The organism is Corticicoccus populi, from assembly GCF_042686195.1.
In the GTDB taxonomy this organism is placed as follows: Bacteria; Bacillota; Bacilli; order Staphylococcales; family Salinicoccaceae; genus Corticicoccus; species Corticicoccus populi.
The window spans coordinates 1-14,983 of sequence record NZ_JBHUOQ010000001.1 but is presented as its reverse complement, the minus strand read 5'-3'; the positions used below and the strand labels follow the sequence as shown (position 1 = coordinate 14,983).

Sequence of the window (14,983 nt, the reverse complement as noted above, 5' to 3'; positions counted from 1 at the left end):
ACTTGAAAGTACCTACAGCACTTGAAAGTGCGTACTTCCTTTTTTATCCGACCCGGTTAATAATATTAACAGTCAGCAAAGATATTGTCCGGCGCCGGACTTTGGTTACTGTCACTAATGATCAAAAGTAGATAAAGGAGGATTCATGATTGAATTCTAAAAAAATAAATTCAAACAAAACAAAAAGCGGGAATCTTGCTTTGATGGCACTCGCTGTCAGTGCATTCGGTATTGGAACAACAGAATTCGTACCGGTCGGCTTATTGTCTTCACTTGCGGATGATTTAAATATTTCAATCACATTAGCAGGCTTACTAATCTCGGGTTATGCGGTCGGTGTAGCGATTGGTGCACCTGTACTCACAGCTTTGACTAATCGTATTAACAGAAAGACACTTCTTATAATACTCATGGTTGTCTTTATTATCGGTAATTCAGTTGCGGCATTATCACATAGTTTTGAGTTGCTACTGACTGCACGCTTTATCACAGCATTCTCCCACGGCGTATTTTTCTCAATCGGTGCGACAATTGCTGCGGACCTGGTGCCCGCACATAAACGGGCCAGTGCCATTGCAATGATGTTTACAGGACTGACTGTAGCGACAGTCACCGGTGTCCCGCTCGGTACATTCATCGGACAGGCATTCGGCTGGAGGGCCACATTCTGGTCGGTTGCTCTTTTAGGTGTCATTGCGATAATCGCAAGTGCGTTTCTTATACCAAAAGACTTAAAGCAGGCACCACCTTCAACATTGAAGGACAATTTGAAAATATTATCGAACGGACCGTTAATGCTCTCATTCTTAATTACTGCATTAGGATACGGCGGCACATTTGTTGCCTATACCTACCTCTCACCATTATTAGAAGATGTGATGGGATATACCCCGGGTGCTGTCAGTTTTATTTTACTGGTTTACGGGGTTGCGGTTGCGGTCGGTAACACCATCGGCGGTAAAGCAGCCAACAAAAATCCAATTCAGGCATTATCCAAAATGTTTATGATTCAGGCAGTCATCCTGATTATTTTAACGTTTACTGCACCGGTACCATTTGTCGGACTCGCAACACTCATTTTCTTAGGATTGTTTATGTTTATGAATGTCCCCGGCCTGCAGACATATGTCGTCATTCTTGCTGAAAGACACGTTCCATCTGCAGTAGCCGTATCATCTGCACTGAACATTGCTGCGTTTAATGTCGGTATTGCGATTGGTTCATCTGTCGGCGGACTCGTTGTTGATTCCATCGGTGTAATTCACACACCATGGGTTGGTGCACTGATGGTCTTTGGAGCAGTTTTGTTATCGTTATGGAGTGCCGCTTTAGAAAATAGATATTCAACTGTTGAAGCATAATAATGCTGAAAATAATTTAATAAAAACAATATAATTAAAGGAGTATATGAATATGAAACAGACTATAAAATTAAACAACGGTGTCAAAATGCCTGTCATTGGTTATGGAACATTCCGGGTAGAGGATAGTGAAGCGTTGTCTGATGCTGTGTATACAGCCATCCAGACTGGATATCGGAGTATAGATACCGCACAGATTTACGGTAATGAGCAAAGTGTCGGTGCGGGTATTAACCGGGCAGTTAACGAAGGACTGGTTACAAGAGATGAATTATTTATCACCACCAAAGTATGGAATGATGATTTATCATTTGATGAAACGATTCAAGCATTTGAAGCCAGTCTTGAAAAATTAAATCTGGACTACCTGGATTTGTATTTAATTCACTGGCCGGGAAAAGATAAGTATACTGAATCTTGGAAAGCACTCGAGGCATTATATAAAAAAGATAAAGTCAAAGCAATCGGTGTCAGCAATTTCAATTTAAATCATCTTGAGAAACTGGATAGTATCAGCAGTGTTAAGCCCGCAGTTAATCAAATTGAACTTCACCCGCGCCTCACACAAAAAGAAGTCATAGCATACTGTGAAATTAATGATATTCAAATAGAATCCTGGTCACCGTTTATGAATGGTGCACTGCTCAATAATGACGTTATCAACAAAATTTCAGAGAAATATAACAAAACAGCAGCACAGGTAATCATAAAATGGAATATACAGCAGGGAATTGTGACCATCCCTAAATCAATGACACCGGACAGAATGAAATTAAATTTGGATGTATTTGATTTTGAACTAAGTCCTGAGGATATTATTGCTCTGGATTCGCTCAATAATAATGAAAGAAGCGGTCCGGACCCTGATGATTTTAACTTTTAACAAAAAAATAAGGCGCAGAGGCGCCTTATTTTTCATCATCATAATTCATGACACAACGGATTCTATTTGGAATCATCACAATTTCAGCCTTCATATCTTCAGGCCGGAACCTTTTATCAATACACTCCTCAAAAAATCGAAGATGTTTTTCATCAATATTTATATCTTCTGAATCTGATGGATTATCATCCTGGACACTGTACCAGTACAAATATTCAACATCATTAAATGCTTCGCGGAAAATGGTTTCCACATACATTTTCTCACCCTCAAGATTTAAAAGAATGTCGTCCATGTTTTCGTGCATGTACTTAATCCATTCATCGACCCTTTTACTTTTTCCTTCTTTAACCCTGAATTTAGATAACTCGACTTTCATCATTATCCCCCTCATTCAAAACAGCTTCAACTTAAATACTAATATTTTTAAATTGACAGATTTCTTCTATTATAATAACTATATCGATACTCATTATATCTATTTTTTAAATAAAGACAAGCGTTTACATAAAATCATTATCTCCTTACAGTATTTATAAACAATTTATGTTTAAATAATGAGTAAGCAATGTATGCTGACTATTAAGGAGGCCGTATGTTTTTTAACATAGATTATTTAAAGAACGGGAGCCCGGAACAGATCAATGCCTGGCACTGCCTGAATCAATTAAATATCTTCAATCATTTAAAAGAATACAGTCCGGTGCTCTGTGGCACCTACCCCATTGATTTAATTACAGACACTTCAGATCTTGATATTATTATCGGCGGTTCAGATATCCAGAGTGTAAAAAAGGCACTCGAAAGATATCAATCGTGCCGTAATTTCAAAATATATGACGGCACCCGCTCAGGCGAAGCATACACAGTCGCTCATTTTGAATATGGGCACTTCATTATTGAAATTTTTGTTCAAAAGATCCCTGTTGAAATGCAGAATGCTTATCTGCATATGATTATTGAATATTATCTGCTTAAAGCTGATCCCGGGATGAAAGAAAAGGTGCTGGATTTAAAAAAGAAAGGGTACAGTACAGAAGCGGCATTTGTTTCTGTTCTCGGTCTTCATACTGATGACCCTTACAGCAGACTTATTGAATACGGCATATCCCGTAATATTATAACTGACATTTAGGAGTGATTTTCCATGAATATTGTGCTCGCTTCATCATCACCCAGAAGACAGGCGCTGCTCAATCAAATCGGTATAACTTTTACTTTAAGAACACAGACGGCCGATGAATCTAAAATAACAGAACATAATCCTGTAAAAAAAGTAACAAAGCTTGCACAGTTGAAAGCAGATATGACGCCTGTGTATGATGATGAAATTGTAATCACAGCAGACACAATTGTTTCCTGTGACAATGAAATTTTTGAAAAGCCGGAAGATGTTGATGATGCCTGTCGGATGATGACTGCTCTCAGCGGACGTCACCATCAGGTACACACTGCAGTAGTATTAAAATCAAAAGTAAAGTCGAAGCAGATATTAAGTACAACAGACGTTTATTTTTATGAACTGGATAATGATGATATTTTAAATTATATCCATACAAATGAACCTTATGATAAAGCAGGCGGCTACGGTATACAATCCACAGGTGCCAGGTTTGTTAAGAAAATTAACGGTGATTACTGTACAATTGTCGGGCTGCCGGCCGCTGAAGTGTACCATGCTTTAAAGAACTGGGATGAATCCATCATTTTAAATGATTGACAACCTGTTTTTCAGTCTGTATTCTTTAATAATAATTCAATAATCCTTTTCTTATCCAGAGAGGCAGAGGGAACGGCCCTGTGAAGCCTCAGCAACAGGCATACGCACTGTGCTAATTCCATTGAGTACACCTCAAACAGATGAGATTTTTAACCTCTTCATGTGTTCTTTGGAAATGAAGAGGTATTTTTATTTTTCAGACGAGGAGAAACTATATGAAACAAGAAAAAAATCAAGGAGGGACTGCACTCCTTCCTTTAGTCGTTTTTATACTGCTGTTCGTCGGCACAGGGATTATTACCGGTGATTTTACATCTATGCCGATTCCCGTTGCTGTCATCATAGCATCCATTGTTGCATTCTTTATTCATTTCAAAGAACCTTTTGAAGAAAAATTCAAAGCCTATTTAAGCGGTGCTTCCCAAAATAATATTATCCTGATGGTGATTATCTTTATCCTTGCCGGTGCCTTCTCGGAAGTGGCGGGTGCAATGGGAGCAGTAGAATCCACAGTCAATCTCGGACTGACACTTCTGCCTGTCCACCTGCTCTTAAGCGGTTTGTTTATTATATGCTGCTTCGTTTCATTTGCGATGGGTACAAGTACCGGAACTGTTGTTGCTATTGTACCGATTGCGATTGAACTTGCCAATCAGACTGATATTGCGCTGCCCCTCGCTGTCGCAACAGTCATCGGCGGGGCGATGTTCGGCGACAACCTCTCTTTTATATCAGATACGACAATTGTTGCCACCCGGTCGCAAGAAGTTAGAATGATTGATAAATTCAGAGTGAATGTCCTCATCATTCTCCCGAGTGCAGTCATTACAACAGTGATTTTATATTTCATGACAATGAATGCATCGATTACTTCAACCGGCCAGTTTGACTATCAATTGATTGAAATTCTTCCGTATTTTGCTGTTATCGTCATTGCACTCTTCGGGGTCGATGTCATCATTGTGCTCATCAGCGGTATTATCATCGCAGGGGTTTTAGGTTTTTCAACAGGTGCATTTGACGGTATAGGTTTTATCACAGCTGCCGGTGACGGTATTGAGAGTATGCAGACCATATCAATTATTGCGATTTTAATCGGAGGCATGATTGGTCTCATCAGACACTACGGCGGTATTGATTACATGTTAAATTTAATCAGAAGTAAAATACGCACTAAAAAAGGTGCTGAATTCGGTATTGCCGGTCTCGTCAGTGTGACGGATATCGGAACAGCCAATAATACTATTTCAATTATTATGACGGGACCTCTCGCAAAAGATATTGCGGATGAATACGGTGTTGACCGGCGTAAATCTGCCAGTATTCTTGATATTTTCGCAGCAGGTTTTCAAGGGATTATACCTTACGGCGGACAAATGCTTGCCGCAGCAGGCTTTGCATCAACCATATCCCCAATCGAAGTCATGCCTTACTCCATCTATCCGGCACTACTTCTCATTGCCGGTGCCATTGCAATCTGGGCAGGCTTTCCAAGAAAATATTCATAATAACAAAAGTGATCAGGAATCTCCTGATCACTTTTTAAATATAATGTCTTTAATCATGTAAAATTCTTTCGTGAAAAAAATATCTTTAATATCACTGATTGTCTCTTCAATCTCATTAAATGCTGCCCTCGCCTCTTCTTTTCTTCCTAATGAAAAAAGACTCATTGGATAAACTGCTGAACGAATAGCCATCAGCACCCGGTCAATGGGGTGCTGTGCCAACGGACGATGATATCTTTTTGGCTCATAAGTATCTACTACTTTTTGATAATATCCTTTATGATAGGCAATTTCCAAATCAAAAATATATGAATACTCTCTAAAAAACACCGTGGTCCGTTGGTCATTGATTAAAGACACTCTTTTTATATATCCCTCTAAATTACTTACATGCTTCTTAGGTTCATCCACTAATACATAATACAGCTGTACCGGCTGTTCTGGTGTATACATTTCAGTCACACTGTTACTGTGTGGGTTGAATTCTAAATACTTTTTAACACGCTCTTGATAGTATTCATACTTCTCAACATCCCCTGTTAAACCATAATATCTGCTTAAATCACTGTTGATGGATGCATAGTAGCCAAATCTCTCCTTTTTAAAAGATAAATCCATTAATTTCTCTGCACACTGTATAAAGTCCTCAATATCAAAATTAACCGCAAACAAAGAACGTATATATAAATAATACTCTTCGGTTCTGGAATCATATTCTTTAAGCGTTTCAACCTCCTCTTCAAGATCAATCAGCCATTGATACGCACTATAGTATTCTTTACTGTACAGCATGGAAGATACATCATTCAGTTTATCAGCAAGAGCCAGATGATTCAGGCCTTTCTCATTATAAAAACCGCCAATTTTCTTTGACATTGCCTCCGCTTCAGCCGGCATTCTTCTATAACGATAATAGATCCTTAAAATTTGATACACTTCCATCCCTTTCTGAGAGTCGGCGATTTTCTCAAAGTCAGTCAGGATATTTTTTTCAATAAAGTCCCCCGGGAAGTTAAACATATCCATAAACACTTCATTATCAAGTATCTTTTTCGTCCACTCCTCATCCCCCGATTGTGTCAAATAACCGATAGAAACACCCAGTTTTTCAGAAATATAATCCAATGTTTCCATGGACGGCTTGGACTTATCATTTTCAATCAGGCTGAGCATCCCTTTCGTAATGTGATCCCCTGCTAAATCAACCAATGTCATCCCTTGTTTTTTTCTGCTTTCTTTAATTCGTTTACCCAGAGTCATATACTCACTCCATTCTATTATGTTTAATTATATTAAACTATCATTTGACTTTCAAGTTTAGTAAGCTTACAATAAGTTTAATTTAATTAAACAAAGGTGTGATTCAATGATTTTAGACAAAACAATACCGTTTCAGGAAAGAATTAATTTCATAATTTATGTATTCAGCAGAGTGCTTTTAAGTATCGGAGATCATGTGTATTTATTTGCGGTATCATACTTTATATTATTCGAGACAGGTTCAGCATTTTATTTTTCAATTAATATGGCGATTGCTATCTCTGTATCTTTACTGTTACTGCCCTTCTCCGGGATGCTGAGTGACCTTGGAAATAAAAGAAATATTGTCATTCGAGGTGAGCTGCTGTATACCTGTGTTATTCTGGGATTGTTTGTTTACAGTTATTTTTACGGTATCAGTCTAACAGCAATATATATTACAACTTTCCTCACATCATTAATCGAGCCTTTTGTCTCAAATGCCTTTCAGACTGCCATGACCGAATTATTTCATAAATCAAGAATACAAAAAGTGTCCGGATACGTTTCAGCCATTATGTCAACCGCAGTTATAGGGGGTCCCATTCTTGGCGGAGTTCTATACGGTTTGCTTTCATTCAATCAAATTATCCTGCTGTTTTTCGTTTTGTTCATGTTATCCGCCATACTTGATTTCTTTTTAAAATTCGGTCTTTATCATAATCCGGATGATTATTCCGATGTACATAATTCATTAGAAACAGCCGGTACTTTTTCAAAATTTAAATCAGATATCAGTCAGGGTATGAAATTTATTATTCGGACGCCGGTGATTAAACGAATGTTTATTTTATCCGCCTTTATCAACTTATTCGGTGCTTCGATGTCCATTTTCCCTGAAAAGATGATGATTTCAGAGCTTGGGTTCTCTTCACAGATGGTCGGTTATGCCAATGCTGTACTCGGAATCGGAATGCTCACAGGCGGTTTGATACTTGGGAGACTAAAAAGGATAGAAAGTCCTTTAACTTTTCAAAAGTATTCTCTTATTGGATTATCACTCGTGACGATACTTTACCCGCTTCCTATTTATATATCATCGGATTTAGTCACTCATTTTATTTATATCAGTATCATGGGATTTTCTCTGGCAGTCGGTATGCAGTTTGCAAATATTCCATCCAGTATATTCATACAGCTCGTTGTCCCACAAAAAATAAAAGGACGTGTATTTTCAAGCTTATCGTTGATTTCAATGAGCTTAATGCCGCTTGGAAGTATCATTTACGGTATTTTGTATGATATGGGCGGATACTGGGTGATCAATTTAACAGCCGGTATAATATTAATATCCATTGTATTGATTAACTACACGAAACCAGTTCTAACTGAATCCAGAGACATGTACCAAAAAGTACTCAAAGAGGCAGACGAAGAACTGGAGGAAAACAGTTATGGTTCAGCAGAAACTTCTTCATAAAAAAAGAGCCTTCCGGCTCTTAAATACTTCAAATCAGACTGTTTACAAAACGAATTAATTTATCATTCATATCATCTACATTCTCTGTGTATAAATACTGGTGGCCTTCATTTTCATATGCAGTCAGTTCAACATCCTGCCCGTCTGCCTTCATCTTTTCATACATTTGAACAGATTCTGAATACGGTACACGAACATCATTTGTCGAATGGAATATTCTCAGCGGACATTTTACCTCTTCCGATTTATTGAGCGGCGCAATATCTTCAAAAAATTCATCGTGTTCGCCGATAAATCCGTATTCATATGATCTGTGGTCACGACGCCATGCCGGTGTATTTTCAAGCAGCGTTCTCATGTGGGAGATCCCGACAATATCAATCGCCCCTTTCCAAAGGTCCGGATAATGTGTCACGGCCAGCAATGTCATCAATCCGCCGTAACTTCTGCCCATAATAAAGAAATTATCTTCTGACGCGTCTTTCTGATCAATTAAATGCTGTCTTAAATAAACAACATCCTCCAACGCATCTAAACGTTTCTCCTGGTCATCGAGACCAATATAAAATTTGGAATAACCGATGCTTCCTCGGATGTTCGGCACCGCAATTTGATACCCTTCCTTATACAACCGGTAGTAAAGCTCATTAAACTCCGGTCTCGCAGAGGATTCCGGACCGCCGTGCACATGGACGATTGTCGGAATATTTTCCCCGTCCTGCTGATATAAATAATAAGGGACATCCAAATAATCAAAAGACGGGAAAGTTTGCGTGTGGGTATTTACAGGAACAGACAGTTCATGATTACCAAACAGTTTCGTCGTGTCGCCGGAGGCTTCATTGTATTGATAAAAAGCATGGGGTTCTGTCATCCCTGAATATAAAATATATAAGTTTCCGCCTGTTTCCTGAAGTGAATGAATCACACCATCTGCTTTAAAAGACAACGGTGTGAGAATACCGTTAAATAGTTCATATTTGCAAAGTTTTGAAAAGCCGTTTTTATTTAAAGTTAAATACGCAGTTTTCTTGTCATCACTTAAAAGCAGATGATCAATATCATATCTGAAAGATGTTTCTTTAATAAATGACTGTGTTTCTTTATCCACTGAATATAAATTTAAATATCCATCCTCATAATCACTCACAAATATACCGGCATTTTCTGATACTGAATGATAGTTTTTAAAACGGCCAATAGGCAGAGGTGTTTCTTTCAATTCATCATTTTCAATATTGTATATAAAGACTTCACTATCGATGTTTGTCACATTCTTGGTGAGTAAAAGCGTTTCATCTGATAATTTTTTTGAAATAGCAGTCGGTGTATCGAACTGTCTGAGAACGTGTTCTTCACCGTCATTTTTTATCAGTTCAAAATAATCACTGTCTTTATGGTTGCGCAAATAATAATAAACACCATTTATCCTAACTCCGAAATGATGATAATAATCATTTTGGTTTGTGACTTGTATCTTTTCATCTTTTTTAACTAAAGTGAGCTGTTCCCGTTCATTACCGTCAACATCTGTTGCGATTAACACGCCGTCACTAAACAGCCAGAAGTTTTTAACATTTTCTTTCTCATCAGTTACTTTAGTTGATTCACTATTTTCTAAATCATATTTAAATAGTTCCCTGAAACCTGTCTCATCACTGATATAGTATAAGGCGTTGTCATCCTTACTATGCTTCATACTCAGATACTTAATAAATTCAGTCATTTTTACACTCCTCCAATGTCCTTATATATTAAAATACCCTAATCCAATGATTTTGTCATGGTCAGGGTATTAAAATCTTTGATTTGCGATATTATTTATCTGCTAAATAGTAAAGAAAATAGTGATATTTTTATGAGATTAATTTAATGACGAATAATAATCAGCTGCAATTCTGGTTCCGACAAAAGCATTGTTTTTCACAAGTTTGATATTCGTATCCAGACTTTTTCCGTCTGTTGCTTCAACAATTTTTCCGAGTAGATACGGTGTGGCATCTTTTCCGTGAATACCATTCTTATCAGCTTCTTTGAGAGCCTCTGAAATGACTTTATCCATGTATACTTTATCCATCGCATCTTCAGCTGGAATAGGATTCGCAACAAGTACACCACCATCAAGCCCAAGTGCATACTTTGTTTTAATCATTTCAGCTATATCCGCAGTAGAAGATGCACTGGAACTCAGCTTTATGCCGCTTTCGCGTGTAAAAAATGCAGGAAGTTCATCTGTCTGATATCCAACAACAGGCACACCTTTGGTCTCCAGATACTCCATTGTCTTACCCAGATCTAAAATAGATTTTGCCCCGGCACAAATAACTGCGACGCTGGTCCGCCCGAGCTCCTCAAGATCTGCTGAAATATCCATTGTCTCTGCTGCTCCCCGGTGTACACCACCTATGCCGCCTGTAACAAAGAATTTAATCCCTGCCATGTCTGCGCATATCATGGTTGATGCAACTGTTGTAGCACCAAGTGATTTCGAAGCAAGTACTTCCGCCAAGTCCCGTCTGGAAACTTTTGTAACATTTCCGGCACTCGCAATTAATTCGAGTTCTTCGTCATTTAAGCCGATTTTTATTTTACCGTCAATAACAGCGATTGTTGCAGGAACAGCACCATTATCTCTCACAATCTGCTCTACTTCTTTTGCTGTTTTCACATTTTCAGGATACGGCATACCGTGAGAAATGATTGTCGATTCGAGCGCCACCACTGCCTGATTGTTTTGTAATGCATCCTGCACTTCCTGCTTAATATCTAAATATGTAGTCATTTTCTTTCCTCCAATTTATTTAACAATATCTCTTTATTTAAATTATGTCGGACTGTATAATCCGTGCTTACAGTTTCACGGCTGTTAATCAGACCGAGATGAATAGAACTTTCAATATCCATTCCGGACAGTGAGCCGAATATAACAGCTGCAGAAAATGCATCACCCGCACCTGTCACATCTACAACTAATTTCGATTCTTCAATGTCATACTGTTTTGTACCACTTTTACCTGCATATACTAGTGATTCTGTACTGTTTGTTACAATCACATTCTTTACACCGTATTGATTCCACATCTCTGCAGCCTGTGCCAAATCATCTGAAGTTGAAATATCTACATTAAAAAATGTTTCGGTTTCATCCTTATTTACAATTATCCACTCAACATTGTGAAGCTTCTCAGGCAGATTTTTCATCTTCGGACCTGATACAGGAACAATGACCATTTTTATATCATGTTTTAAAGAAAAAGAACATAAAAATTCAATACTATCTTTAGGAATATTCAGATCTACTATGATACAGCCTGCACGACTCAGAAGCTGCTCATTTTTCATCAGTAAATCGGGACTAATCGCATCATAGACAGCCATATCGGCAAAACCATATATCATGCTGCCTGATGAATCAATCACAGCAGTATATGAACCCGTAGACGCATTAGGGATTTTATGAACCTGATCCACATTCACAAAAGGTGAAGTCGCTTCTTTAATCATCTGCCACTCATTATCATCACCACAGGCAGTAATAAAAGTAACTACTTCATCCAACCTGCCTAAATTCTCTGCAATATTTCTGGCTACACCTCCCACTGACTTTGATGTTTCAACCGGATTTGACGTTCCCTCAATTAAATCACTGCCTACATAAAATTTTCGATCAATATTAGCTGCACCAATACAAACGATTGTCGGTGCATCATTAACCACATAGGCTTTTCCTTTTATATATTCTTTTTTTACAAGACCCGAAATAATATTTGCCACTGCTGATCTGGATAAGCCAACTTTATCAGACAATTTTTGTTGTGATATAAAAGGATCTTCCTTTATGTAATGAAAAATCATTTTTTCATTATCATTCATTAAGTCACCACCAAACATAAGTTTAAAAATAAAACATTTGTTTAAATGATAACACACTATTTAAAAAAATCAATATTTTATCAATTTAGCCTATTGATTCTTACAGAGTGGAAAACTTCCCATATTATATTAGTAAATATATTGACGATAATGATACATTATTATATTATTGATTCATGTGCTTTTGAGGTATCAGAAGCATTTTGCCTATGCCACCGTGGCGGAATTGGCAGACGCGTCGGACTCAAAATCCGATTCCCGTTAAGGGAGTGTCGGTTCGACCCCGACCGGTGGTACTAATAGAATGTTTTTAGTTCATTTAAAAACCCGAAAACGTTGATATATCAACGTTTTCGGGTTTTTGTTTGTTTCCAGTTCGTAAAGAAATACTGTATTTTGCGTCGCATTTTTTGGGGCTACGTCGCATTCTGATAATCATTGTTTTAACGTATACACCTCTTATAATACATAAAAGATATACTCACGTCTTTATTATCAAATTACAGAATATTGTACCTTAATATCTTTATAAATTACTTAGTATGAATTAGAAGACTCAAATCATATATGAACTGAATCATATAATAATCAAAGATACAAATACATCAGATCATCACCTATACATCAAACAACTTAATCAAAACCTCATAATGATGATTAAATAAAGTAAAAATCAATCATAAAAATTTTAACATAAGATATATGACTTGAATGTATATCTAATCTTCCTGCATTAGCTTAGAAACACAAAAATACCAACCGTAAATGGTTGGTATTATCTATGTAAACATTTAAGAAACATTAAAATGGAGCGGAAGATAGGATTTGAACCTATGTCTTGCTTCAGGAAGAAGCATATTCTAAACACTAAACTACTTCCGCTTAATATATGGAGGCGCCAACCGGATTTGAACCGGTGATAGAGGATTTGCAGTCCTCGGCCTTACCACTTGGCTATGGCGCCGAAAAAACTGGGCTAGAAGGATTCGAACCTTCGCATCTCGAGACCAAAACCCGATGCCTTACCGCTTGGCTATAGCCCAAAAATGGGGCGGATGATGGGAATCGAACCCACGAATGCCGGAGCCACAATCCGGTGCGTTAACCACTTCGCCACAACCGCCATGGCAGGGGTAGTAGGAATCGAACCCACATCAAAGGTTTTGGAGACCTCTATTCTACCGTTGAACTATACCCCTATCAAGGTAATGGAGGGGGGCAGATTCGAACTGCCGAACCCGAAGGAGCGGATTTACAGTCCGCCGCGTTTAGCCACTTCGCTACCCCTCCATGGTGCCGGCCAGAGGACTTGAACCCCCAACCTACTGATTACAAGTCAGTTGCTCTACCAATTGAGCTAGGCCGGCTTATAAAAAAAGATGGTTCAGGACGGAATCGAACCGCCGACACAAGGATTTTCAGTCCTTTGCTCTACCGACTGAGCTACTGAACCATAAGGTTATGTTTAAATTAATAATGGCGGTCCCGACGGGAATCGAACCCGCGATCTCCTGCGTGACAGGCAGGCATGTTAACCGCTACACCACGGGACCTGAATATAAAATTTCAAAAAAATAATTGCGGGAGGCGGATTTGAACCACCGACCTCCGGGTTATGAGCCCGACGAGCTACCAGACTGCTCTATCCCGCGATAATAAATAATAAAAATGGCGGAGGAAGAGGGATTCGAACCCCCGCGAGCCGTTAAGCCCCTGTCGGTTTTCAAGACCGATCCCTTCAGCCGAACTTGGGTATTCCTCCGTATTAAAAAATATTAAGTTAATGGTGGACCTTGCAGGACTCGAACCTGCGACCCAACGGTTATGAGCCGTTTGCTCTGACCAACTGAGCTAAAGGTCCGTATGGCGGCGGAGGGGATCGAACCCCCGACCTCACGGGTATGAACCGTACGCTCTAGCCAGCTGAGCTACGCCGCCGTGGTTAGAATCAAAATTCTTAATATTAAATGGTGGAGACTAGCGGGATCGAACCGCTGACCTCCTGCGTGCAAAGCAGGCGCTCTCCCAGCTGAGCTAAGCCCCCATTAAAATAGGTATAAAAGTGAATCTGAGTCGGGAAGACAGGATTCGAACCTGCGACCCCTTGGTCCCAAACCAAGTGCTCTACCAAGCTGAGCTACTTCCCGTTTAAAAGATACGCGCCCGAGAGGAGTCGAACCCCTAACCTCTTGATCCGTAGTCAAACGCTCTATCCAATTGAGCTACGGGCGCTTATGAATGGTGCCGAGGACCGGAATCGAACCGGTACGATAGTCACCTATCGCAGGATTTTAAGTCCTGTGCGTCTGCCAGTTCCGCCACCCCGGCATTATTTTAAATAATGGAGCGGAAGACGGGATTCGAACCCGCGACCCCCACCTTGGCAAGGTGATGTTCTACCACTGAACTACTTCCGCTTACTATTATTTTTAACTTAACTAATTTATAGAATGGTGCGGGTGAAGGGACTCGAACCCCCACGCCGTAAAGCGCTAGATCCTAAATCTAGTGCGTCTGCCAATTCCGCCACACCCGCATTCCATGAGCCATAGAGGATTCGAACCTCTGACCCTCTGATTAAAAGTCAGATGCTCTACCGACTGAGCTAATGGCTCTCAATAAAGATAAGATGGTGCCGGCCAGAGGACTTGAACCCCCAACCTACTGATTACAAGTCAGTTGCTCTACCAATTGAGCTAGGCCGGCTAAATGGTGGAGAATGACGGGTTCGAACCGCCGACCCTCTGCTTGTAAGGCAGATGCTCTCCCAGCTGAGCTAATTCTCCAATAAAAGTTATTTAATTTTAAAAATATGTATTGCCTGGCAGCGCCCTACTCTTGCGGGACGTCAGTCCAACTACCATCGGCGCAGGAGAGCTTAACGGCTGTGTTCGGCATGGGAACAGGTGTGGCCTCTCC

Annotated in this window: 11 protein-coding genes, 23 tRNA genes, 1 rRNA gene and 1 riboswitch; of the genes, 7 read left to right on the top strand and 28 right to left on the bottom strand. The window is 39.3% G+C overall.

Annotation, left to right across the window (positions count from 1 at the left end; translation table 11 throughout):
- Positions 1-203: 203 nt before the first annotated feature.
- A complete protein-coding gene (locus tag ACFSX4_RS00175; RefSeq protein ID WP_377773393.1) occupies positions 204-1,361 on the top strand; it encodes an MFS transporter in 1,158 nt (385 codons plus the stop codon).
- A 52-nt stretch (positions 1,362-1,413) separates the two neighbouring features.
- A complete protein-coding gene (locus tag ACFSX4_RS00170) occupies positions 1,414-2,244 on the top strand; it encodes an aldo/keto reductase (protein ID WP_377770354.1) in 831 nt (276 codons plus the stop codon).
- A gap of 25 nt (positions 2,245-2,269) precedes the next feature.
- Here the strand turns inward: ACFSX4_RS00170 and ACFSX4_RS00165 are convergent, their stop codons facing one another.
- Entirely contained in the window at positions 2,270-2,623 is a 354-nt protein-coding gene (locus ACFSX4_RS00165) for a DUF6176 family protein (RefSeq protein ID WP_377770352.1), read from the bottom strand.
- Positions 2,624-2,839: 216 nt separating this feature from the next.
- Here ACFSX4_RS00165 and ACFSX4_RS00160 point away from each other — a divergent pair, with 216 nt between their 5' ends.
- The 3 genes from ACFSX4_RS00160 (at position 2,840) to ACFSX4_RS00150 (ending at position 5,472) form a co-directional block, all read left to right on the top strand.
- On the top strand, positions 2,840-3,379 hold the full coding sequence (locus ACFSX4_RS00160) for a DUF4269 domain-containing protein (protein ID WP_377770350.1): 540 nt from the start codon (positions 2,840-2,842) through the stop codon (positions 3,377-3,379).
- Between the two features lie 12 nt (positions 3,380-3,391).
- Positions 3,392-3,964 (top strand): Maf family protein, encoded by a 573-nt coding sequence (locus ACFSX4_RS00155; RefSeq protein ID WP_377770348.1) that lies wholly within the window; start codon positions 3,392-3,394, stop codon positions 3,962-3,964.
- A gap of 48 nt (positions 3,965-4,012) precedes the next feature.
- Positions 4,013-4,111, top strand: a riboswitch (SAM riboswitch).
- 68 nt (positions 4,112-4,179) lie between these two features.
- On the top strand, positions 4,180-5,472 hold the full coding sequence (locus tag ACFSX4_RS00150; RefSeq protein ID WP_377770346.1) for a Na+/H+ antiporter NhaC family protein: 1,293 nt from the start codon (positions 4,180-4,182) through the stop codon (positions 5,470-5,472).
- A 27-nt stretch (positions 5,473-5,499) separates the two neighbouring features.
- On the opposite strand, the gene ACFSX4_RS00145 is transcribed toward ACFSX4_RS00150, so the two are convergent.
- Positions 5,500-6,732 carry a helix-turn-helix domain-containing protein gene (locus ACFSX4_RS00145; RefSeq protein ID WP_377770344.1) on the bottom strand — a complete coding sequence of 411 codons (1,233 nt, stop codon included), beginning with the start codon at positions 6,730-6,732 and terminating at the stop codon, positions 5,500-5,502.
- Between the two features lie 106 nt (positions 6,733-6,838).
- Here ACFSX4_RS00145 and ACFSX4_RS00140 point away from each other — a divergent pair, with 106 nt between their 5' ends.
- Positions 6,839-8,191: an MFS transporter gene (locus ACFSX4_RS00140; RefSeq protein WP_377770342.1), complete on the top strand. Its 1,353-nt coding sequence runs from the start codon at positions 6,839-6,841 to the stop codon at positions 8,189-8,191.
- Positions 8,192-8,219: 28 nt separating this feature from the next.
- On the opposite strand, the gene ACFSX4_RS00135 is transcribed toward ACFSX4_RS00140, so the two are convergent.
- The 3 genes from ACFSX4_RS00135 to ACFSX4_RS00125 form a co-directional block, all read right to left on the bottom strand.
- On the bottom strand, positions 8,220-9,917 hold the full coding sequence (locus ACFSX4_RS00135; protein ID WP_377770340.1) for a S9 family peptidase: 1,698 nt from the start codon (positions 9,915-9,917) through the stop codon (positions 8,220-8,222).
- Between the two features lie 138 nt (positions 9,918-10,055).
- A complete protein-coding gene (locus tag ACFSX4_RS00130; protein ID WP_377770338.1) occupies positions 10,056-10,973 on the bottom strand; it encodes a pseudouridine-5'-phosphate glycosidase in 918 nt (305 codons plus the stop codon).
- Entirely contained in the window at positions 10,970-12,064 is a 1,095-nt protein-coding gene (locus ACFSX4_RS00125; RefSeq protein WP_377770336.1) for a carbohydrate kinase, read from the bottom strand. The genes ACFSX4_RS00130 and ACFSX4_RS00125 overlap by 4 nt, the downstream gene beginning before the upstream one ends.
- Before the next feature lie 211 nt (positions 12,065-12,275).
- On the opposite strand from ACFSX4_RS00125, the gene ACFSX4_RS00120 reads away from it, so the two are divergent.
- Positions 12,276-12,360 (top strand) — tRNA-Leu (locus tag ACFSX4_RS00120).
- 511 nt (positions 12,361-12,871) lie between these two features.
- Here the strand turns inward: ACFSX4_RS00120 and ACFSX4_RS00115 are convergent.
- From ACFSX4_RS00115 to rrf, 23 genes are all read right to left on the bottom strand, one after another.
- Positions 12,872-12,946, bottom strand: a tRNA-OTHER gene (locus tag ACFSX4_RS00115).
- An 8-nt stretch (positions 12,947-12,954) separates the two neighbouring features.
- Positions 12,955-13,028: transfer RNA gene (locus ACFSX4_RS00110), tRNA-Cys, on the bottom strand.
- Positions 13,029-13,035: 7 nt separating this feature from the next.
- Positions 13,036-13,107, bottom strand: a tRNA-Gln gene (locus ACFSX4_RS00105).
- A 4-nt stretch (positions 13,108-13,111) separates the two neighbouring features.
- A tRNA-His gene (locus ACFSX4_RS00100) sits at positions 13,112-13,187 on the bottom strand.
- 2 nt (positions 13,188-13,189) lie between these two features.
- Positions 13,190-13,263, bottom strand: a tRNA-Trp gene (locus tag ACFSX4_RS00095).
- A gap of 10 nt (positions 13,264-13,273) precedes the next feature.
- A tRNA-Tyr gene (locus ACFSX4_RS00090) sits at positions 13,274-13,354 on the bottom strand.
- Between the two features lies 1 nt (position 13,355).
- A tRNA-Thr gene (locus tag ACFSX4_RS00085) sits at positions 13,356-13,431 on the bottom strand.
- Between the two features lie 13 nt (positions 13,432-13,444).
- A tRNA-Phe gene (locus ACFSX4_RS00080) sits at positions 13,445-13,517 on the bottom strand.
- Positions 13,518-13,541: 24 nt separating this feature from the next.
- Positions 13,542-13,617: transfer RNA gene (locus ACFSX4_RS00075), tRNA-Asp, on the bottom strand.
- 25 nt (positions 13,618-13,642) lie between these two features.
- A tRNA-Met gene (locus ACFSX4_RS00070) sits at positions 13,643-13,716 on the bottom strand.
- 17 nt (positions 13,717-13,733) lie between these two features.
- Positions 13,734-13,826: transfer RNA gene (locus ACFSX4_RS00065), tRNA-Ser, on the bottom strand.
- A gap of 22 nt (positions 13,827-13,848) precedes the next feature.
- A tRNA-Ile gene (locus ACFSX4_RS00060) sits at positions 13,849-13,925 on the bottom strand.
- 3 nt (positions 13,926-13,928) lie between these two features.
- Positions 13,929-14,002 (bottom strand) — tRNA-Met (locus ACFSX4_RS00055).
- Positions 14,003-14,032: 30 nt separating this feature from the next.
- Positions 14,033-14,108, bottom strand: a tRNA-Ala gene (locus ACFSX4_RS00050).
- Between the two features lie 29 nt (positions 14,109-14,137).
- A tRNA-Pro gene (locus ACFSX4_RS00045) sits at positions 14,138-14,211 on the bottom strand.
- Between the two features lie 11 nt (positions 14,212-14,222).
- Positions 14,223-14,296, bottom strand: a tRNA-Arg gene (locus ACFSX4_RS00040).
- A gap of 7 nt (positions 14,297-14,303) precedes the next feature.
- Positions 14,304-14,392 (bottom strand) — tRNA-Leu (locus tag ACFSX4_RS00035).
- A gap of 14 nt (positions 14,393-14,406) precedes the next feature.
- Positions 14,407-14,481, bottom strand: a tRNA-Gly gene (locus tag ACFSX4_RS00030).
- A 34-nt stretch (positions 14,482-14,515) separates the two neighbouring features.
- Positions 14,516-14,600, bottom strand: a tRNA-Leu gene (locus ACFSX4_RS00025).
- Between the two features lie 6 nt (positions 14,601-14,606).
- A tRNA-Lys gene (locus ACFSX4_RS00020) sits at positions 14,607-14,679 on the bottom strand.
- Between the two features lie 15 nt (positions 14,680-14,694).
- Positions 14,695-14,770, bottom strand: a tRNA-Thr gene (locus ACFSX4_RS00015).
- 4 nt (positions 14,771-14,774) lie between these two features.
- A tRNA-Val gene (locus ACFSX4_RS00010) sits at positions 14,775-14,850 on the bottom strand.
- Positions 14,851-14,883: 33 nt separating this feature from the next.
- Positions 14,884-14,983, bottom strand: a 5S ribosomal RNA gene (gene rrf, locus ACFSX4_RS00005); the annotation flags it as partial.

Coding starts and splice junctions, on each gene's coding strand:
- ACFSX4_RS00175 (WP_377773393.1), top strand. CDS start 204: ATGGCACTCGCTGTCAGTGCATTCGGTATTGGAACAACAGAATTCGTA.
- ACFSX4_RS00170 (WP_377770354.1), top strand. CDS start 1,414: ATGAAACAGACTATAAAATTAAACAACGGTGTCAAAATGCCTGTCATT.
- ACFSX4_RS00165 (WP_377770352.1), bottom strand. CDS start 2,623: ATGAAAGTCGAGTTATCTAAATTCAGGGTTAAAGAAGGAAAAAGTAAA.
- ACFSX4_RS00160 (WP_377770350.1), top strand. CDS start 2,840: ATGTTTTTTAACATAGATTATTTAAAGAACGGGAGCCCGGAACAGATC.
- ACFSX4_RS00155 (WP_377770348.1), top strand. CDS start 3,392: ATGAATATTGTGCTCGCTTCATCATCACCCAGAAGACAGGCGCTGCTC.
- ACFSX4_RS00150 (WP_377770346.1), top strand. CDS start 4,180: ATGAAACAAGAAAAAAATCAAGGAGGGACTGCACTCCTTCCTTTAGTC.
- ACFSX4_RS00145 (WP_377770344.1), bottom strand. CDS start 6,732: ATGACTCTGGGTAAACGAATTAAAGAAAGCAGAAAAAAACAAGGGATG.
- ACFSX4_RS00140 (WP_377770342.1), top strand. CDS start 6,839: ATGATTTTAGACAAAACAATACCGTTTCAGGAAAGAATTAATTTCATA.
- ACFSX4_RS00135 (WP_377770340.1), bottom strand. CDS start 9,917: ATGACTGAATTTATTAAGTATCTGAGTATGAAGCATAGTAAGGATGAC.
- ACFSX4_RS00130 (WP_377770338.1), bottom strand. CDS start 10,973: ATGACTACATATTTAGATATTAAGCAGGAAGTGCAGGATGCATTACAA.
- ACFSX4_RS00125 (WP_377770336.1), bottom strand. CDS start 12,064: ATGAATGATAATGAAAAAATGATTTTTCATTACATAAAGGAAGATCCT.